Here is a 19,277-nt window from a genome sequence, read left to right on the forward strand (position 1 = left end):
TTTGCAGCGAATCCGGGGGGAGCCAGATAACCAATGTCAGCGGCGTATGCGCGAGTTGCGGCAAACGCCACAAGTAGTGTTAGCGTCGCTGCACGGGCCAGTGCCATCACGGGCCTGCCAAGCATTCTCAGTCGGTTCACGACCCTCTGTCTGCGAATGCGCCCCCGAGCCTCAGGATACGCCAAGATATCACACCTCTCGTTGGTCCGGCAGCTCATCGAAGTAGCGGTAAGGGCTGGACAATGACCGCTTCGGGTCATTCGCGTCATTCGATCATGACCGCGACCACGTCCGGTCTACCCCCAAGAGCCGTTGCCAAGGTAAGGGTTGAGATCGACGCTAAGCGCCAGAAGCAGATATACCAGTGTAGCTCATTGCAGCCCCGCCTTTCGCATTCCCTCGATGAACTTTGTCATTGCGCTGGAGGTGTACGGGACATAACGCTCAATCCAAGCAATGGATATCGCTGGCTGCAATTCCCTCAGGCGTTGCAATGCTTCTTGTGCTTCATTAACGTGACCGGCCTGCGCGAGGCTCGCAACGTAGATGCGATAAGCGCCGCTCAGCTGCGGCGACAGTTGAACTGCCTTTCGGCCAAAGACAACGGCTTCATTGAAACGTCCTTCCAGATAATGGGCGGCCGCGAGAGCTACATTGAACAGTCCAGTCTGCGGATCGTGCGGGCTCATGCGAATAGCCTGCTCACCATGTATAATCGCTTCTTTGGGTCGGTCTGCCAATGCGAGCGCCAAGGCAAGGTAGCCGTGGGCGGCAGCAAAATTCGGGTTGAGGTCGAGCGCTCGTGTGAACTCCTCGACCGCCTCGTCAGTCGCTCGTTTGGTGTAAGCAACAAAACCGAGTGCGAGATGTGCCCAGGGGTCGCTGCTATCGAGTGAGATTGCCTTCGCGGCAAGCCTTTCCGCTTCTGGAACCTGTGCTTCCAATTCAGCGGAGGTCCATGCCAGACGACCTGAGATCAACATGATGAATGCCAGCATGCTGTGCGCCGGGCCGTAATCCGGATACTGCGTCACGGCGCGTCTGAGAATGGCCATAGCGGCTTCACCATCGGGCTTGTTGAGCCGCCAAAACAGCGAATTTGCGTGGATAACCATATCCCAAGCGCCGAGATCTTCCGGCGAGCTGTTTTGCGACCTCAAGGCTTCGGCTTCCAGCAATTTAGGCTCGATTGCTGCTACAACCTTGTGAGTGATTTCGTCTTGCAGGGCAAAAATGTCGCTGAGGTCGCCGTCATAGCGATTCGCCCAGATATGGTTACCAGTGGCAGCGTCGATTAATTGCGCAGTGATACGCACGCGGTTTCCGCCCTTGCGTACGCTGCCTTCCAAGACATAGCGAACCCCAAGTTCTCGCGCCGCCCGCTTCACGTCGATAGCCTTGCCCTTGTAAATAAACGACGAATTACGGGCGATGACAAAAAACCAGCGCAATTTCGACAAGCCGGTGATGATATCCTCAGAAATCCCGTCGGCGAAATATTCCTGTTCGGGATCACCACTCATGTTCAGAAACGGCAACACAGCGATGGAAGGCTTGTCTGGCAAAGCCAGCGCGGGATCGTGTGTCCGGGACATCATCGGCTCCCGGCTGGAATTAAGGAGGACGCGATAAACATGTATGGGGTTGGTGATATTTTTAAGTGCCTGCTCTCCCAGATCCTCGACCTCGAAGGCGATCTTGCCGCGCGCGTGATTGAGGACGGTCTGCGATATGCAGATGCCGCCTAGTTCGGCTAACCCCTCCAATCGAGCCGCAATGTTAACTCCGTCGCCATAGAGGTCGCGTCCCTCGATGATCACGTCGCCAAGGTTGATCCCGACACGAAATTCGATCCGCTTGTCCTTTGGCACCTGAGCATTACGCTCAAGCATGCCCTGCTGCACCTCGATTGCACAGCGCACCGCTTCTACCACGCTCGGAAATTCGATCAGTATTCCATCACCCGTCGTCTTCACGATGCGACCGCGGTGCTCTTTGTTTTTGGGGTCGATCAGCTCGCGGCGATAGGCCTTGAGGCGGGCGAGCGTACCTTCTTCGTCCGCGCCCATCAGCCGGCTATAGCCGGCGATGTCGGCGGCAAGAATGGCGGCAAGCCTGCGTTTGACGGGTTCCGAAGCCATTGGGGTGGGTTTCCGCTCCCGACGCATCCCTCCCTGGATCACCCCAGATGCACCAAACTCTATAGCACATTCGGGCCTCCGCAGCGGGAAGGTTCAGAGTCCGGCGGCTACAGGCGGTGGTCCGGTAACGCCGTATCCGGTGAGATTTTTCGTCGATCGCGGCGGCCCGAGCGTCTGCTTGCCACCCTTCTGCGACCTTGATGCACGGCGCCGGAGATGACCGCTCTAGGTCAACATGAGAAGAACTCTAAGTGAGCAAATCTAGTCCGCTGCGCGCCACGAAGCCGACCTCAGCGGGAGGTGTCGCCACTTCGCTGATGGACCACTAACAGACCATCTGACGTAACCTGAACCAGATACGGTCTGCTCACGGAAACGGACGTCAGCGGCGGCATTCTCGATAAGTTGTGGAGAGCATCGCCGCGTTAACCCTGTCGGCAAATGATCGGTCGTCGGCCAGGCTGCCGCCGACAAGTTGCCTCATTGGAGCGGAGAATTTTCAGCAGCACTAACTCAGGTTAGAGGCGCATTATGCTTAGAATGGCGTTGTTGGGCCTCCTTATCTTGTTGGGTGTAGGAGTGCTGTCAGCAATGGAGCTGAGAGCTCCACCGCGTCGCGCAGTCGCGATCGTCCAGCCGCTTGCCGAGCAAAACGCAGGTATTTCTGCTTCACATGGCGCGTTGGCGAAGGCCGATCGCCTTGAAGTTGTCGCTGTGAGCAGCGAGATGCCGACACAGGCTGCTTTGGTCGAAGATCACTTTGCTCCGCCAGAAGGCATTGGTATCGGTTCGTCGGAGCCGAGGCCGATCGCCCGTCATCGGCACTATTCGAAGAAGATCGCGACCGCCGAGCGTCCCAAGCTGAAGCCAAAGGCAACCGTTATCAAGCGAACTGCCATTTTCCTGCGTTCAAAGGCCGCCAGCGATACCGAGCCCTGTCGGCTTAAGGCGTTTGGTGGCTTGCGCAAGGCATTGAATTTGGCCGGATGCGAAATCTGAGACCGCTCTGAGCGTGGCAGATCGTGGCGAACAATCCGTGTTCGTGGTCCGCCGAGGGGCAGAAGCGGGAAATTGGGCTGCGAAGTGCTTGGTCCACTCTGTCTCTGGTTTGCCACTTCGCTGCTGGGCCAGGACCCGACTCCGCGCAACCCGACGATTTCCTCAAGCGCCTCATCGCTGCAGCGAAGGGTTGAAGCTCACTGCGGTACGGTCATGAGTTCGAGCACATGGCCGTCAGGGTCGCGAAAATACACGCCGCGGCCGCCGTTCCAATCGTTGAGCTTACCATCGTCGAGGCTCCACGGTGCGCTGCCATAGGCGAGCTTCGCCTCGCGAATGCGGCCGAAGATGGCATCGAACTCGGCGTCGCTGACGTAGAAGGCGTAATGGTGGCTCTCGAACTCCTTAGCGTCGTCAAAAAGGAGCGTGAGCGTGTCGTTGATACGTACCGGCGCGAAATGGCCGTCCTTCGGATCGGCATGGAGACCAAAGATCCGCGCAAAAAATGCCGCCGCTGCCCTCTTGTCGCGGGCAGGGACGATGGTGTGGTTGAGAATTATGGTCATCGGAAGGCCTCTCGCGAACGACTGCCACGGACGTATCAGCATGCTCAACGGCTAGATGACGGCGACGCCTAAGCATCCTGCTTAGTCTTCGTCCGGCTCGCGCACGACCGGCGGTTCGTCGGCTCCGTTCTCTTCGTCGTCTTCCTGTTCGTCCTCGCCCTCTTCGTCGTCGTCATCAGGATCTCGGGGCGGCATAGTGCTGCCCATGGTTGCGAAGACACGCAGACCGATCCTGGTGGGACCTACCTTGGAGATCTGTAGGGTCATGTTGTTGCTCCGGATGGGACCCCGGGGCACTCTACTCCTTTTTCGGAGAGGCAGACACGGGATTGGCGGCTCGCGCAGACCGCCGGAAAAATCAGGACGCTTAGCTGCAGTCCTTCAAAAGTGAAGCCTAGCCTTGGTGCCTCGGGAAACAGATGCAGGAGTTTGGCGTGTTAACCCGAGGGGCCGACGACTGCCAAAGGAAGCCTTATTGTCCCAACAGGATGCAATCGCGGTGCGCGACGTGTTGGACTTGCCTCAGCCGAAACGTTTCCAAGAGGAGACCTTGATGCAGGCTTTTCGCCATAGGCCATTGAGACTGCATGTTGTTAGAGTCGATGTCAGCGACGATGGGGATTAGCGCTGTGACATGTTTCTCCGAAAACAGGAACGACCCCGCAGCGGCCAAGTTAAGCCGACGAAACCCACTTGTGAGGGAGTCGAGACCATGGCCCGTGCAACAGCCCATCCGGATCATCAATGCATCTCAAGCGAAGACCTTCATGGAACCGAGGTCTATGGAGCAGATCGAAAGAATATCGGTGAGATTGATCACCTCATTATCGACAAGGTGTCAGGTCGCGTGGCTTATGCCGTCATGAGCTTTGGCGGATTTGTTGGATTGGGCCATAGCCATTACCCCATTCCTTGGAGTGCTCTGACGTACGACACCTCGCTTGATGGCTTTCGAACCAACATCACCGAGCAGCAGCTGAGGGATGCGCCTGAGTTCAGTGATGACTCGTGGCAGGATCGGGACTGGGAAACGCGTACTCACCGGCACTATGGGACGCCCACGTACTGGGAGTGGCAGGGGCGCGGTGGCTTATAGCGCGAGATTGCGCAGAAAATAGCTCATTGCGATCCCGATCAAGTGCCGCACGGGATCGATCTTGCACGTGCACCGAACATGTGCCGGGCGTCGGTAACGCTTCGTCCAGCACGAGCAGCGCGACGGCGCTGGCAATTGCTGCGGGCGAGGACGTCAGGGACCCTCGGTCGCGCGACGCACTCGCGTTGGGAGCTTTGGCCAGCTTGCTAGCGTTGCAGCAGCGACAGAATGCGCTGTCGGTCTTGCTGACGCTGCCGCTGGTTCGCGCGCAGTATCTCCAGTTCGGCTTCGGCGCAGCTGGCTTCTCGATGTTGCCGTTTCAGGTCAACGATCAGCGCCTAATGCTGCGCCAGCCTCCGCTCAGCTTCGACTGCATCCCGCTCGAGCTGTCTCAACTCATCAAGGAGCGCATCGTTGAACATAAACCAACCGCACGCCATCATCCCGCACGATCGCAGAAGGAAACGGCCCCAGCACAACCCTAAATGCCGGGGCCGTTAGAGTTTGCTTGGCGTATTCGTGTGAACCAAGCCGAGCTAGCGTAGACCAGCCGCCACGTATGTTAAGTTCACTTTTGCACAAAGGACAGACGCGACGTCATGCCTCCCTTGGGGGACTGGGAACTTGGAGAGCAGCGCGGCTGCAACGCGGTACGTTGCTGGTCGCCTCAGTCACCGCTCCCGCAGAGGTCCTATTTCGCAGGTAATTCGTGTGGCATATGAGCTTTCCTCGTTCGAGGGTCCCTCCAACTCTCTCTATCTTCAGCTCGGCCACACGTACACGCACTCGCAAGTCTTCTAGCTCGGCAAGCTGAGAATTGAGCGCTTCAAGTCGTTCGTGAAGAATACCCACGCTATAAGCGCAGCTGCTGGTCCGCATCGCCACCTCCCTGTTATTTTTGATTTTCAACCTTGGCCCGCGCTGGCCGAGCGAGAAAATCTGGCACATGCCGCGATGGAGCGCACTTACATAGGGCAAGTTGCTCGCACTAATGCCAGGTCGAAGCCCTGTTCCTACTTAGGAACAGCAGCAAGCTGCCGCCCTGTTGTCCCCCGCATTTGCACGAACGCGGGCATACCCTGGGCGGCACGGGTCACTGGGGTTTTGCGTGTGACCTCGCCCTCGATCGTCCCGAATGATCGGCTCGACAAGGACTCTGTCGCGCGCAAGCTGGAGCGCCGCATCGTCGCCGAGAGCTGCGAGATCTCCAGCGGCGCACCCTGCCTCGGTCGGCTCGGACGAGCCCACCTGGGTACTACCCGTGTTTTGGCTCAAAGTGATGCTTTTGCTCCTACGGGGACACGGCCCATGAAAGAAATGCAGGCCACCTAGAATTGCTCCGCGCGCAAATTGCTGAATGCGAGCGCTTTCAGCGAGACACGAAGAGCGAAATTAGGCGCAATGTGTTCACAAAGCTGGTCGCTCGCTACAGGGCCATCGCTACAGAGCTGGAGCAGGCAATAGCCAAGATGCCTCCGGCTCCCGACACCCTCTTGGGCCAAGAGCCCCTTTCGAAAGAAGAGAGCTAGTGCTTCGCCTCAAATCGAGCGATCCGGCATGATGCCAGATGGCATATCTCTGAAACTCGCCGCTAAGGCCTACCTCGGCGCGGCGCGGTCAAAACAGCTGGGGCTCTTGAGCTTCTGCCGTTTTCTTTCCTCCGCGTGAAATACCCGAATGCGAAGGTTTCGAAGCTCTGCAAGTTGAGAGGTAAGACACGAGACACGGTGGCGCAGAACCACCATACGGTCGCAGTCCTGACCACGATTACCCATTACAAGTGCCTAGGTGAACTGTTCAAAATCATCGACATTCGAACTGAAAAATAATCGGCCTTAGCCTGTTGGTTGTATCAACCGTAGCACAGGTTCTCGTTAGAGATGTGAAATGACGCACAACCACGGTAGAAGAGATATTCCCGCTGTCGAGGTCGCAGCCTCAATGCGCTGTCGGATCGTCCTTTTGGTCGAGAAGCCGCAGTCGCCTTTCTAGTTCGTCCTTTTTGGACTTTATCCTCGCAGCGAGAATGCCATCGACGAGAGTGTGAAGGGTCCACAATTCATCAATTGACATCTGCTCAAATTGCTCGCTGCGCATGATGCCTGGAACCATGATGGGCCTTCCTTGACCCGCCGGACGCGCACCAAATGAATAATAGGCCCGACGCGACATCGTGTCCGGACGGCGCGCGTCGGCCGGACCATTCCCCTTGGCCCGTGAGGTCTGGCCGAAAATTTGCCTAATGCCGATTCGTGGCGGAAAACCGCCGCTAGAGTGCAAGTCCCAATGCTAACCAGGTCGCGAGAGACAAGCAGACGCCAATTCCCAGATACGGCAATGCAATGCGCATCGGTCCCTCCTCGGCTCCGAGACGCTATGAAAACGCCGCCAGGTTCGCATATTCGCGGACGAGTGCCTATTTCATTTTCGTGCGTATAGCGTACGAGCTCTGCCTGGCGAGCGCCGGCACCACTGGAGCCAATAGGCTCAACTTGAACGCTTTCACGAGCGCGCCGGCGGCGAGTGCATGTGCCCGCGCACGTCACTGAAAATCCCCCTCCCTGCCCGGCGTCTCCGGAGCTGTGAGGGACTTCATCGAGTTCCAGCTCGGCCGCAAATCGGCGTGCAGTTGAATCTGCCTCCCGGCCACCGGCCGTGGCTAGCGCGGGAAGCCCGCTACCACCCACGGGGAATTGTAATTTGCCTGCTGCTTCTCGTGGCGCTTTCTGCAATTCGAAGGTCGATGCCGTGTTCGCGTCGCTACATATTTCCGCTTGCTCGACGGCACGGTGGAATTGCAGGACAAGGGCCAGTCCGCTCTACTGTCGGCCACCAAAGGAATGAGAAGACCGCCAACTCGGCGGCCTCATTCTTACTTCGGCGATTGTAGGCCCGGCGAGGCCAGCCACTCTCGCAGGTGAGAAGCGGCCTTAGCTCGTCGAGCTTGGCGAACAATTCGCTCTCTGCCGGGCGGAATGCCTTGGGCCTCTTCCCGCAGATACTGCGCCTCCTCCACGAGCAGTTCTTCCAAAGTGGTATTCTTGAAACGAAGTCTTCTCAGCATTGTGTTGCTCCCTCGAATGCAGGTGGGAGCGCGATCGCTCTCTCAGCCACCGGTACCTACAGAAAGTCAGTCTTGGCCGGTGATGTTGGGCAACCATCCACACGGGCGAAGGTTGCTAAACTGGGATCGCCATGCAGGTTAGGCCCACGCCAATTGGGCCCGCTTGCGTGGCCCCCACCGTATTACCGCATTTCGAGTTCTTTGATCGCGAGAGCCGATATCTCGCGCTACCTCGATGATCTTGTTCGCGACCATTTCCGTAAGGGGATCGTCGCGGGCGCTGGCGGCCTACGCCACAAAGAGTACGGCCGCATCGGAGCAACGAGCGGCGTCGCGCGTTGAAGCGGAGGGAAGCTGTGCACATCGAGAAACGGTGGCAGCGATGGTGGACCTCCCTCCGAACCGCACCCATGGTCCTGATTTAGAGCCGGAGCATCGCCGGGCGATCTGCGAGGAAATTGGCGAGCAACTTCGCGGTACTCTCGCGGACGATGCCACGCCGCTACCACCGCAACTGGAGGGGTTGGTAGAACGGCTTACCGAGTTGGACGGCGGAGCGACCCCAACCGCCTCTGCGCGCCAAGACGACGCCGCATCCCTGCCGCTCTGGAAGCGCGTAATGAGGCTTTGGCGGGTCTTCTAGCAGGAACAACAGATCATGACTGTCGGCGCATTTCTGCTGCTGGTCGCGCTTATCTGCGGAACGCTCCAATACCACTACCGGAATCGGGTTGCAGTCCGTATCGGTGGCGAGGTCGCGCGGGAACGCTACCGTCGGGATGAGGCCTAGGAACCCTTTGCTTCTCGAAGGTTTAAACTCCCACATACAGGAGACTCCCATGCCACGCGGCGACAAATCCAGCTACACCGACAAACAGAAGCGGATGGCCGAGCATATTGAAGAAGGCTACGAGCAGCGTGGCGTGCCCGTGCGTGAGGCCGAACGCCGGGCTTGGGCGACCGTCAATAAAGAAACCCACGGAGGCAAGAAGAGCGGCTCCGGCCGGGGCACGAACGAAGACCATTCGCCCTCGCGCAAAGGAGGTCGGATCGGCGGCCGGGCATCAGCGAACCGCCCGGCTGCGGAACGGTCACGCTCGGCGAAAAAGGCGGCGCGCACTCGGAAGCGCCGCGCCGCGTAACAGGGAGCAACGCAATGGCGACCTGCGAAACTTGCGGCAATGACTACGACAAAGCGTTCCAAGTCGTGATGGAGGGCAAGACTCATACCTTCGACAGCTTCGAGTGTGCCATTCATGCGCTGGCTCCGGCATGCAAGCATTGCGGAACGCGCATCGTGGGTCACGGTCTGGAGAGCGGCGGCGAGTTCTATTGCTGCGATCACTGCGCGCAGAAGGACGGCGTCAGCAATTTGCGTGACCGGTCCTGACGCGACCGAATACCAAGGAAGTTAGATGGGAAAGCTTATCGCCGCGCTCCTCTTCCTGTCCGCCCCGGCCTTCGCCCAGAACTCCGGCCCTCTTCCCCAAACGGGGATGGAGCACCCCGACGTCTTGAAGGGGGCAAAGGAGAACAGCGCGATGGATACCACCAAGGGGAAAGGCACGACCGGCATGAGCAAGCGGTCCAAGGGGAAAAAGGACCGCACGACGAAGTAAGTGCGAGTCGCTTCTACAAGATGATTGATCTCCCGCGATGGAAAGCCGGTAATGTTTGCGAAGACGTTGATCGGTCAAGAGGAATAAGCTTCCGGGTCCGCCTGTTAGCGGCCCGTGCCCTTGCGGGATTTTCACTTAGGTTATCGCGGGAACAACACATTGAATCTACCGTCCCGCGAGCTGTCCGTGAACAAATGGGCAAAGTAGTGAGATCCCCGGTCCTCTGCCTCCAAAGGATCGGGGATTTTTGCTTTTTTCGGAGCATCGCGCATGACGGGCACCGACATACTCTTCGCAGTCTGCATAATGGGACTGATCGTTGTTGCGGTGGACTTGTTGTACTTGCTCATGCGCTGACTGCGCGGGGTTTCGACTTCTTCGGTGATTGGAGCCCAGGGCGACTTTGTCCAATCATCCAGATGGGCCGCTACATCAGCTTGCCGTGCCTTCTTGATCAACGCGTCGCGCTCAGCGCCGGGTGGAAGCGCGTTAGCCTGCGCTCGAGCTTGTTTGGACCATGCTGATAATCGAACTTGTAGCGTAAGCTGCTGCTTGAAACGGCGTCAACGTGCTATCAATGGATTGCTCCCTATTTGAGTTGGCGGGAGCGCTGTGATGGGCGTTCTCATCACCGATGGTTACCACGGGCCTCGCGGTGATGGCAGAAGTTTAGGGTCCGGGACGGGCGGGACACGTCCACACGCGTTAAGGGCGCCGCGCCCTTATTTCCGCCGAGACCCCTGGCGCTCGCCGATCAGGCGATAGCGGTCGTCATAGCCGTCGGTCGTCACCTTGGATGCGGACGTTTTCGTAGGGAGCCATCAGGCTGCGATCCGAAATATCGCGGAACATCGTCGTCATGTGCGCGCCCGGTCGATCCTAGAGGCGGTGCGGTCGGCGGCATTAACATGCATTACGCGCCCTGCATTGCGCGCAGCCAACCACTTAATTGAAGAAGCGACGGAGAGCCTTGAGGATCTCCCTTTGATCCCTGATGTAATCAGCAACCACTCGGAGCGCCTCCTCGGTGTACTCAAGCGGGAGCGAGCGAGCAGGCTTGTCCGACTGTGGTTGAGGATCGTTCGGAGTGTCCATGAGCGAGTCCCTGGGACGATTGATGCGCCCTGCAGTCTGCACCCCGGTGGGGTGCCCGCATTTACAAGGGTTAAGTTTTGCGGCGCCGGCCAAAACGCGTCAGCCCATGAAACTTCCCCTGAGCGCGCGGTCGATCTTCGTCCGCACGAGGCGGACGGCAAGCAGTCCGAGCCTGCCTCAACCTTGCCGGATCGTCCCCTGCCGCCAACGCAGAACGAATCTCGCAGCGATGGACCGTTCCGCACGAGACCATCCCGGCAACGATCCGTCCGCAATCGATTGCGGAAGAGGTGCTGGAGAGCGGCAAAAAGTCTGAAGCAGAACGCATTGCGTAGATTGATTGCCGCGCGCGTGGATGACCAGGCGTGAGGGTGGCGCTCCGCAGCCGCCCTCCGTTCAAAACTGGGTCAAAAGCATCCCGATTCACATAGCCTAATGCGGCTCGTGTCCCGAATCGTCAAAATAGCTGCGAGAAAGGGGCCACGACGGCGATGGATCGCGTCGAACAGTTTTTCGTGGCAACGGCGCTCACCGGCTTTCTGGTAATGCTTGGGGCGATCATATGGATGATGCTGAGTTAGCAGGCAGGGCGACGACCTCGGCCCTGCGTATCGCGGTGCCATACCTGGCCGTGGTCATTTGTCTCGTGTTGGCGGTCTGGCTGACCTGGAGTCGCCTGCTCTAATCCGGTTCGCCCTCGCCGAAAGCCGGTGCGGCTTTGGTCAAGGCGTCGCGCTCGCGTTGCGCCCGCGCGATGTTGTCGCTGTTGCGCAACAGCCTGAATGACGCGCGAATCAGCTCGCGCGAAAAGGACAGGAGGCGCCCGTCATAGTCGCCGGGGGTGTAGATCATTGGAACTCATCCTGTTGACGAACGGTTCGGGCGACCAGACGCGTCAGGCCTCGTGGCTAATCAGCCCGGCCAGCCCGCGGACTATCGCCGCGACGTCGAGTGGCTTTTCACAGAGCAAGACATCGCGAAACTCCGGGCCGAGGGTCATTTTGTCATAGCCGGTCGCGAACAGCATCGGGATGCCACGGGCCCTCAGCTTTTCGGCAATCGGGTAAATCATCTCACTGCGGATGTTCACATCGAGCACCGCACCATGGAGGATGCCGCCGTCACTGACGATGCGGAGCGCGTCGTCAAGGTCGCCAACCGGCCCGGCGACGTCGGCACCGAACGATCGCAGCGCGCGGCCGATGTCGTCGGCAAGGAAGTACTCGTCCTCGACGACGAGGATGCGGCGTCCCGACAGAGGCCCGCCCTCGCGCGACAACGTTGGCGATGCCACCATGTTTCCTCCGACACCCGACGATATAGGAACATACGGCGAATGGTTGCCTTGTTGCAAACGAACCTTCGGATAAGAGGTTCCAAGGACAGGTTCCAAATGAGCAACCGAGACATCATCGTGATCGGAGGCTCGGCAGGCGCCACGGCTCCACTGAAGCAGATTTTGGGGACGCTGCCGGCCGACCTGCCGGCCGCCATCTTCATTGTCTTGCACATACCAGCGCAGGGCGTTGGCATCCTTTCGACCGTTGCGGCCGCAGCCGGCAAACTGCCGGTGCATCAGGCCAAGAACGGCATGACGTTCGAGCACGGTCATGTTTATCTCGCGGCCCCCGATCACCATCTCCTGCTGTCCGGACATCATATTCAGCTTGGGCGCGGCCCGCGCGAAAACATGGTTCGGCCGGCGATTGACGCCCTGTTCCGCTCGGCTGCACTGCATCATGGACCACGCGTGATCGGTCTCGTGCTCAGCGGGCTGCTTTCGGACGGCGCGGCCGGCCTGCACGCGATCAAGCGTTGTGGCGGATTGGCGGTTGTTCAGGATCCGGCCGATGCCATCTCACCGGAGATGCCCCAGCGCGCCATGGAAGCAACGGTGACTGACCTTTGCGCTCCTGCCGCGCGACTCGGCGACGTGCTGTCCGATTTGGCGCGGGAAGCGCCGGGCACTGCGCTTCCCGCCGCTCCCGACATCCGCCTCGAGGTTGAAATCGCTGCCGGCGAGAGGATCGGCTCCCCGAGCTTGTCGGGGATCGCCGATCCGGCCGCGCTCACCTGTCCAGGCTGCGGCGGGGTGCTCTCGGCGGTGAAGGGTGCTCATCCCGTGCGGTTTCGCTGTCAGGTCGGTCACGCCTATACTGCCGACGCCCTTGCCAAAGAGCAGGAGGGGCAAGTCGACGAGGCCCTGCGGGTGGCGCTCCGGATCATCGAGGAACGCGCCGAGCTCGTACACCGCATGGCGACCGACGGCCGGCGCAGCGGCAGGCCGGCGGTAGCTGAAATGTACGAGCTGCGCGCCGCGGAATATCGTGAATATGCCGATATGATCCGACGCGTCGTGCTACAATCGCTCGATCCCGCAATACGCTAGCGAAGGCTAAGGTATGGCAGTATCCCTTGCCAAGCGTACCGAGCAGCTCCACGCCGAGCAACGACTTCTGCAAAAGGCCGACGCGGATATCGAGGAGGGCTGGCGCCGGATCCGAAACCAGGAGGATCTGGTGGAAGAACTCCAGGCTTGCGGACATGACTCGCGGCAGGCGGAACGCTTGGTCGATCTGCTCAAGCAGACATTGGTCGAATGGGAACGGCACCGCACGCTGATTATCCAGCGGATCAACTACCTTGAGCAAGAGGCTTATTCCGTGCCGCCGACGGCTAATTGATCGCCAACGCCTTAGGCTCGCGCTTGATCGGCTCCCGGCCGTCGCACGCCATTCTCGCCTTTTCGCTGTTGGGGTATCCTAAATCTCTGCTATTTGCAGGAACCGGGTCGCTTGATCCCGGGCAATGAGAGCTGCGGCAAGCATGGATGAAGTCGAGAAGGCGCGGCGGGATGGGGAGCACCAGGCCAAGGCTCCACTCGTCATCGGAGTGGGTGCCTCGGCCGGTGCAGTCAACAGCATCGAGCGTTTTTTCGCCAAATTGACGCTCGGAGACGACCAGGCGGTTGTCCTCGTGCTTCAAAATCGCGAGGCGCTCGCCGACGGGCGGCTGCGTGCGCTCATTCAGCGAGCCGAGGGAGCCCGGCTCTCCGACATCATCGACGGAGCGACGGTCGAAGGCGGGACCATCTATCTCAGTCCAGTTGCGATGATTACCACCATCCATGGCGGCCGCCTTGCGGTGCGGAGGGCGGAGCAAGGACCGGGCGAGCGGGCGACCATCGACAGCTTCCTCGTATCGCTCGCGGAAGAGCGGGCCGAGCAGTCCATCGGCGTGTTGTTGAGCGGGACCGATGGCGACGGGACGCTGGGTGCTGCCACGTTGAAGGACCATGGCGGCCTGGCAATCGCCGAAAAGACCGGCCATGACGATTCCGAGCACCTGATCGATAGCAGCAGGCCAGCGGCCATTGCCGACTACGTGCTGCCGCCCGAGGACATTCCCGAGCACATCCAGGTCTACGCGCGTCACCTGCGGCGGCTGGAGGAGAAGCAGGGCTATGACGAGGTCTTGGCCGCGGCAGCGACCTCGCTGTCGCGCATTGCCGATATCCTGCGCAACAAGACCGGCAATGATTTCCACGGCTACAAGCAGAACACATTTCTGCGCCGCGTGCAGCGGCGGATGCAGGTGGTGCAGATCGAAGAGATCGCGTCCTATGTCGATTTCCTTCGTAACGAAAAGGACGAAGCCCAGCACCTCTTCAACGATCTTCTGATCGGCGTCACCGAATTCTTCCGCGACAAGCGCGAGTTCGAGATGCTGGAGGCGCAGATCATCCCGAAGATATTCGAAGGCAAGGAGGCAGGTCAGCAGGTTCGGGTTTGGGTGCTCGGTTGCGCCACCGGCGAGGAGGCCTACTCGATCAGCATCCTCCTGCGCGAACACATGGCGACGCTCGATTCTGCGCCCCAAGTCCAGATCTTCGCGACCGACATTGACGGCCGGGCGTTGGCAACTGCGCGCGTCGGTCGCTATCGTACTAACATCGAGCAGGACATGTCGCCCGAGCGACTCGCGCGCTGGTTCGTACGCGAGGGCGATACCTACTGTGTGGTAAAAGAATTGCGGGAGATGTGCATCTTCTCCCAGCACAACGTGATCAAGGATGCGCCGTTCTCCAAGCTCGACCTCGTCTCTTGCCGCAACCTGCTGATCTACCTCAACGCGGAGCTTCAGAACCGGGTCATTCCGCTGTTTCATTTCGCGTTGCTGCCGGACCGCTTCCTGTTCCTCGGCAATTCCGAGAACGTGACGCGGCATCCGAAGCTGTTTGCGCCGGTCGATCGCCGGGCCCGCATCTTCAAGAAGCTCGACGCCGGCACGCGGCTGCCGCCGGAGTTTCCGATCTCGACCGCTGCGGGCCGCTCGCCGCTCGAACCGCCGCCGGTCCGCTCGTTCGGTCCTGACGTCGGACTGGAGCGCCGTGCCCAGCGGATCGCCGAGCGCTATGCGCCGGCCTATGTCATCACCGACGACAATTTCCAGATCTTGCACTTCTCGGGCCGCACCGGACGCTACATCGAGCCGACGGCAGGGGCAGCCTCGCTCGACCTGCTTCAGCTCGTGCATCGCGACCTCAGGCTGGAGTTGCGCACGGCGCTTGGCCGCGCAGCGGAAACCAACGAACCCGCCCGTGCCGAGCACGTCCAACTCGGCGTCAACGGCCATCGCGTCGTTGTCGACATTGCCGTGGAGCCGATCCAGGAAGGTGCCGCAGGCCATCGCAATTTCGTCGTGCTGTTCAAGGACGGGCCGGCGCCCGCCGCCGATGCGCCGGAGGGCAATCCCAGCACGCTGGTGCGGACCGAACACGTCGAGCGACTCGAAAGCGAATTGCGGGCGACCCGCGAACGTCTTCAGGCGACGATCGAGGAGCTCGAAAGCACCAATGAGGAGCTGAAATCCTCCAACGAGGAGTACCAGTCACTCAACGAAGAGCTGCAATCCGCCAATGAGGAGCTCGAGACTTCGCGGGAGGAATTGCAGTCGGTCAACGAGGAGCTGACGACGGTCAACGGCGAACTGGCGCATCGGGTTCAGGAGCTGACGCGCGCCACCAGCGACCTCAAGAACTTCCTCGAGAGCACGCAGATCGCGACCGTATTCCTGGACAACGATCTCAAGGTGATGAACTTTACGCCGGCGATCACGCAGATCCTGCACCTCGTCGAAACCGACGTCGGCCGTCCGATCGCACATATCAAGGCGCGCATTCCGATCGAGGAGCTCTATGACGACGTGCGCCGCGTGCTGCGCACGCTCGCAAGTGCCGAGCGCGAGCTGGCCACGCCGGACAGCGGCACGCGCTATATCGTCCGTATCCTGCCCTATCGCAGCATCGATAATTTCATCGCCGGCGTGGTGGTTAACTTTATCGACGTTACCGCGATCACGCGCGCGGAGGAGCGGCAGCGGCTGCTCCTCGCCGAGCTTCAGCACCGCGTGCGCAATACCCTCGGCGTAGTGCGTTCGATCGCTCGTCGCTCGGCCGACACCAGCGCGACGGTCGAGGAATATGCCGCACATCTCGATGGCCGGCTCAATGCGTTCGCGCGGACGCAGGCTCTGGTCACGCGTGACCCCGAAGGCGGTGTCGATCTCGAATATCTCGTCGTCGAGGAGCTGTTGGCCTATAATGCCCGCGAAGGCGAGCAAATGCGCGTGTCCGGACCTGCGGTACGCTTCCAACCGAAGGCGGCCGAGACCTTTGCGCTCGCGATTCACGAACTGGCGACCAATGCGCTGAAATATGGCGCGCTTGGCCAGCCGTCGGGTCGCCTCGAGATTTCGTGGCGCGTCGACGAAACTGCCGAATCGCCGCAACTGCTGTTTGAATGGCGTGAGTGGGGCGGGCCGCAGGTCGCGCCGCCGCCGCGCAAGGGTTTTGGTACGGAGCTTCTGGAGCGAACTTTGGCGTTCGAGCTGAAGGGGCAAACGACGATCTCGTTCAATCCCTCCGGGCTTCAGTGCCTGATCGCAATTCCCTTGACCAAGCGCACCTTTCATACGCCTTCGATGGACGGCTGATGCGTATCCAGTACACCGAGGGAAGTCTTGCCCAAGCGGTCATTCGCCGCTTCAACGCCCTGCGGCCCCTGTCCGAGGAAGCCACTGCAACGTTCGAGCAGGCCATTCTGGAAGGCTTGCTGCGCGCCGGACCCGGCGAGGATCTTGCTGCCGAAGGCGACCGGGTCGACGGCGTCCGGCTGGTGCTCTCCGGCTGGCTGTTTCGGCACAAGACGCTGGAGGATGGACGGCGGCAAATCGTCAATTTCGTGTTGCCTGGCGAAGCTTGCGACGCTTACGTTTATCTACTCTCCACGATGGACCATTCGATCACGACAGCGACGCCCGTGGTCTACGCAGAGATCAAGAAAGCTCGCTTCGAGAAGTTGCTGACGAGCGAGCGGACGCTCGCCGAGGCATTCATGTGCGAGACGCTGGTGAACGACGCGATACAGCGCGAATGGGCGACCAATCTGGGGCGGCGCGTGGCCTTGGAACGGGTGGCTCACCTATTCTGTGAAATCTATGAGCGGCTTCGGCCGGTCGGCCTCGTCGATGGCAATTCCTGCAGCTTTCCGGTGACTCAGATGGATCTGGCCGATGCGACGGGCCTCTCCGTTGTGCATCTCAACCGTACGATCCAGGAACTCCGGGCGTCCGGTCTGATCAGTCTGAGGGAGCGAACCCTGACCATCAACGATCTCGACGCTCTCAAGAATGTGGCGTTCTATTCGCCGAGCTATCTTCAGCTTTATCGGCGAGATTGAGCAGCCGCATTAATGCAATGCACCATGCGTGCGGTCGCGCAGATTCCATCATCTCGTTAACTTAGTGAAATGCTGGAACCGGCATCTGCGCTTGAAACTGGGCATAAAAATCCGCTCTCGGCGGATCCCAATTCGGCGCAAATCGAAAAATGACCGCAAAACGAACGCGAAGGAAGCAAACCCAGTCACTCCAGGAGCGGCTGTTGTTATCGGCCGAATCGGCGCGCGAGCGCGCTCGCCGCATGCCGCCGGGCAAAGCCCGCGAAATCCTGCTGCGGCGCGCAAAGCAGAACGAGGTGACCTCGAACCTGGCGGATTGGCTGAGCGCACCGGTCGTCCAAAGGAGGGGGCAATGACGATCCAGAGCCTGAAACACTATCGTGCCTTCAAGATCGATCCAGACGGCCACGTCTTGGGCTGCGTCAATCTCGTCTGTGGCGACGACGAGCAGGCCAAGCGTCAGGCCGCCGCACTCGTGCTTGTTCACCGCATCGAGTTGTGGCGCCTGGACCAACGGATCGCGCAGTTTGATTTGCCAACTAGGACCGTTCCCAGCCAGGTTGAAGCGGTTTAGACGTCCGCGGTGACGGCCGGCCCCCCGCTTATGCAGTGGCTCAAGCAATCTTGCCGTCGCTCTATCGGCCGCGATCTACGGGAGCGGGGCAATGCGGGTGAAGCCCACACGCGGTCTCTACGTCACGGACGGCAGAAACGCCGCTCAACACGGCGAGGCTTCTCAGGGGGACCTGGCGCCGGCTGATCATGATGAAACTCGGCGACTTCGACCAGATACTGATATCGGGTCCTTTGGCTTATCAGCAATTCGAGGAGGCGATCATGGCAATCCAGATCGTGATGGACCGCACCGGCGACAGCCGTCACTCTTTCAACCCGAACGACGCACAGGAACTAGCGAAGGCGGAGCAGCGGTTCTACAAGCTGACGAATGTCGGCTCTTCACTGCCGCGGTCCGGACCGCGCCGGGTCAGGTCTCGCAGATTCGATCGTTCGATCCTAACTCAGAAGAAACTCTGTTCTTTCCAAGGTTGGTCGGCGGATAACCGGACACGCCATGTTGCGCTTTACGCCGTCTCGGGCCGGTGAACACTCGCGCAAGAGAGCTATAAGGGCCCTCTTCATCAGATACGGCGCCGAGAGGACACCGGAAGGCCGGTCGCTGCGGCTTCTGCGGCAGTGGCTGTCGTCGGCTCAACGGAAGCAGTTCGCGGAGAACGGATATTTCGAGGTCGTCGGAAGCGAGAGCGGAAAGCTCTACAGGATCTACCCGGGTTCGGCGACAAACGTGTGCGAGCTCGACGAAAGAGGCCGCCTGAAGACTGGATTGTGTTTCCTGCCGAGTGGCGATCTGCCGATCGGAGACATCATGCTCGCCCAGAAGATCGCGCTGGAAAGCTGCGAGGGCCGCGCGCTCGCGGTGGCCCGAAGATTCGTTCCGAACGGCTTATCGTTCCGGCGAAGTCGACCGCTTCCCTGACGATGTCCGGGCAAAGGACAGCGCTCTCCCGGGTTCGAGGAGGACCAGCGTCGTGAAGCGGGACTTCGACCTCATCGTCTATGGCGCGACGGGTTACACCGGCCGTCTCATCGCCGAATATCTGGCGACGTCTTATCGCGGCGACGATGCTCCGTCCTGGGCGATCGCGGGACGCTCGACCGACAAGCTCCAGAAGGTGCGTGCCGACATCGGCGCACCGGACGATTTGCCTTTGGTGAAGGCGGATGCCGGCGAGCCGGCCAGCCTACGTTCAATGTGCGAGCGTGCGGCCGTGATTATCACGACGGTCGGGCCTTATCAGCTCTACGGCCCCGAGCTTGTGGCGGCCTGCGTGGCCACGGGCACTGGCTATGTCGATCTGTGCGGATGCGGCGCATGATCGACGCCCATCACGAAGAGGCGAAACGGACCGGCGCGCGCATCGTCTTCTCCTGCGGCTTC

At 60.2% G+C, this 19,277-nt stretch carries 20 protein-coding genes and 2 pseudogenes; 15 read left to right on the forward strand and 7 right to left on the reverse strand.

All coding sequences use genetic code 11. The features are described 5' to 3' along the window. Positions 1-371 precede the first annotated feature (371 nt). Positions 372-2,141, reverse strand: a complete 1,770-nt coding sequence (locus JQ632_RS37295; RefSeq protein WP_212407706.1) for an adenylate/guanylate cyclase domain-containing protein — start codon at positions 2,139-2,141, stop codon at positions 372-374. 591 nt (positions 2,142-2,732) lie between these two features. Between JQ632_RS37295 and JQ632_RS37300 the strand changes: the two genes are divergently transcribed. Continuing rightward, complete coding sequence (locus tag JQ632_RS37300) at positions 2,733-3,140, forward strand: hypothetical protein (protein WP_249152811.1); 408 nt, start codon at positions 2,733-2,735, stop codon at positions 3,138-3,140. A gap of 197 nt (positions 3,141-3,337) precedes the next feature. On the opposite strand, the gene JQ632_RS37305 is transcribed toward JQ632_RS37300, so the two are convergent. After that, positions 3,338-3,706 (reverse strand): VOC family protein, encoded by a 369-nt coding sequence (locus JQ632_RS37305; protein ID WP_212407708.1) that lies wholly within the window; start codon positions 3,704-3,706, stop codon positions 3,338-3,340. A gap of 81 nt (positions 3,707-3,787) precedes the next feature. Beyond that, entirely contained in the window at positions 3,788-3,973 is a 186-nt protein-coding gene (locus JQ632_RS37310; RefSeq protein WP_212407723.1) for a hypothetical protein, read from the reverse strand. A gap of 445 nt (positions 3,974-4,418) precedes the next feature. Here JQ632_RS37310 and JQ632_RS37315 point away from each other — a divergent pair, with 445 nt between their 5' ends. Beyond that, on the forward strand, positions 4,419-4,802 hold the full coding sequence (locus tag JQ632_RS37315) for a PRC-barrel domain-containing protein (protein ID WP_212407709.1): 384 nt from the start codon (positions 4,419-4,421) through the stop codon (positions 4,800-4,802). Positions 4,803-5,005: 203 nt separating this feature from the next. Further along, the gene (locus tag JQ632_RS37320; RefSeq protein WP_212407710.1) at positions 5,006-5,287 is read left to right on the forward strand and encodes a hypothetical protein; all 282 of its coding nucleotides are present in this window, start codon (positions 5,006-5,008) and stop codon (positions 5,285-5,287) included. 1,453 nt (positions 5,288-6,740) lie between these two features. Here JQ632_RS37320 and JQ632_RS37325 read toward each other — a convergent pair. Beyond that, positions 6,741-6,914 carry a hypothetical protein gene (locus JQ632_RS37325; RefSeq protein ID WP_212407724.1) on the reverse strand — a complete coding sequence of 58 codons (174 nt, stop codon included), beginning with the start codon at positions 6,912-6,914 and terminating at the stop codon, positions 6,741-6,743. A gap of 1,791 nt (positions 6,915-8,705) precedes the next feature. Here JQ632_RS37325 and JQ632_RS37330 point away from each other — a divergent pair. The 3 genes from JQ632_RS37330 to JQ632_RS37340 are packed head-to-tail and all read left to right on the forward strand — an operon-like array spanning position 8,706 to position 9,485. Next, entirely contained in the window at positions 8,706-9,008 is a 303-nt protein-coding gene (locus tag JQ632_RS37330; RefSeq protein ID WP_212407711.1) for a plasmid stabilization protein, read from the forward strand. 14 nt (positions 9,009-9,022) lie between these two features. Further along, a complete protein-coding gene (locus JQ632_RS37335) occupies positions 9,023-9,256 on the forward strand; it encodes a hypothetical protein (RefSeq protein WP_212407712.1) in 234 nt (77 codons plus the stop codon). Between the two features lie 25 nt (positions 9,257-9,281). Beyond that, complete coding sequence (locus JQ632_RS37340; RefSeq protein WP_212407713.1) at positions 9,282-9,485, forward strand: hypothetical protein; 204 nt, start codon at positions 9,282-9,284, stop codon at positions 9,483-9,485. Positions 9,486-9,625: 140 nt separating this feature from the next. On the opposite strand, the gene JQ632_RS39895 is transcribed toward JQ632_RS37340, so the two are convergent. The 3 genes from JQ632_RS39895 to JQ632_RS37355 form a co-directional block, all read right to left on the reverse strand. Next, the gene (locus JQ632_RS39895; RefSeq protein ID WP_249152813.1) at positions 9,626-9,943 is read right to left on the reverse strand and encodes a hypothetical protein; all 318 of its coding nucleotides are present in this window, start codon (positions 9,941-9,943) and stop codon (positions 9,626-9,628) included. 1,318 nt (positions 9,944-11,261) lie between these two features. Then, complete coding sequence (locus JQ632_RS37350; protein WP_212407714.1) at positions 11,262-11,432, reverse strand: hypothetical protein; 171 nt, start codon at positions 11,430-11,432, stop codon at positions 11,262-11,264. A 43-nt stretch (positions 11,433-11,475) separates the two neighbouring features. Beyond that, on the reverse strand, positions 11,476-11,877 hold the full coding sequence (locus tag JQ632_RS37355; protein WP_212407715.1) for a response regulator: 402 nt from the start codon (positions 11,875-11,877) through the stop codon (positions 11,476-11,478). A 96-nt stretch (positions 11,878-11,973) separates the two neighbouring features. On the opposite strand from JQ632_RS37355, the gene JQ632_RS37360 reads away from it, so the two are divergent. From JQ632_RS37360 to JQ632_RS37400, 9 genes and pseudogenes are all read left to right on the forward strand, one after another. Next, on the forward strand, positions 11,974-12,969 hold the full coding sequence (locus JQ632_RS37360; protein WP_212407722.1) for a chemotaxis protein CheB: 996 nt from the start codon (positions 11,974-11,976) through the stop codon (positions 12,967-12,969). A gap of 13 nt (positions 12,970-12,982) precedes the next feature. Beyond that, complete coding sequence (locus tag JQ632_RS37365) at positions 12,983-13,264, forward strand: hypothetical protein (RefSeq protein WP_212407716.1); 282 nt, start codon at positions 12,983-12,985, stop codon at positions 13,262-13,264. Positions 13,265-13,406: 142 nt separating this feature from the next. After that, entirely contained in the window at positions 13,407-16,574 is a 3,168-nt protein-coding gene (locus JQ632_RS37370) for a CheR family methyltransferase (RefSeq protein WP_212407717.1), read from the forward strand. After that, on the forward strand, positions 16,574-17,320 hold the full coding sequence (locus JQ632_RS37375; protein ID WP_212407718.1) for a Crp/Fnr family transcriptional regulator: 747 nt from the start codon (positions 16,574-16,576) through the stop codon (positions 17,318-17,320). The genes JQ632_RS37370 and JQ632_RS37375 overlap by 1 nt, the downstream gene beginning before the upstream one ends. Before the next feature lie 149 nt (positions 17,321-17,469). Then, positions 17,470-17,676: a hypothetical protein gene (locus JQ632_RS37380; protein WP_212407719.1), complete on the forward strand. Its 207-nt coding sequence runs from the start codon at positions 17,470-17,472 to the stop codon at positions 17,674-17,676. After that, the gene (locus JQ632_RS37385; RefSeq protein ID WP_212407720.1) at positions 17,673-17,894 is read left to right on the forward strand and encodes a hypothetical protein; all 222 of its coding nucleotides are present in this window, start codon (positions 17,673-17,675) and stop codon (positions 17,892-17,894) included. The genes JQ632_RS37380 and JQ632_RS37385 overlap by 4 nt, the downstream gene beginning before the upstream one ends. 263 nt (positions 17,895-18,157) lie before the next feature. After that, positions 18,158-18,381, forward strand: a pseudogene (locus tag JQ632_RS37390) (hypothetical protein). Positions 18,382-18,392: 11 nt separating this feature from the next. Next, complete coding sequence (locus JQ632_RS37395) at positions 18,393-18,815, forward strand: hypothetical protein (RefSeq protein WP_212407721.1); 423 nt, start codon at positions 18,393-18,395, stop codon at positions 18,813-18,815. Positions 18,816-18,867: 52 nt separating this feature from the next. After that, a pseudogene (locus tag JQ632_RS37400) lies at positions 18,868-19,277 on the forward strand (saccharopine dehydrogenase NADP-binding domain-containing protein); the annotation flags it as partial.

It is taken from the genome of Bradyrhizobium liaoningense, from assembly GCF_018130955.1.
In the GTDB taxonomy this organism is placed as follows: domain Bacteria; phylum Pseudomonadota; class Alphaproteobacteria; order Rhizobiales; family Xanthobacteraceae; genus Bradyrhizobium; species Bradyrhizobium liaoningense_C.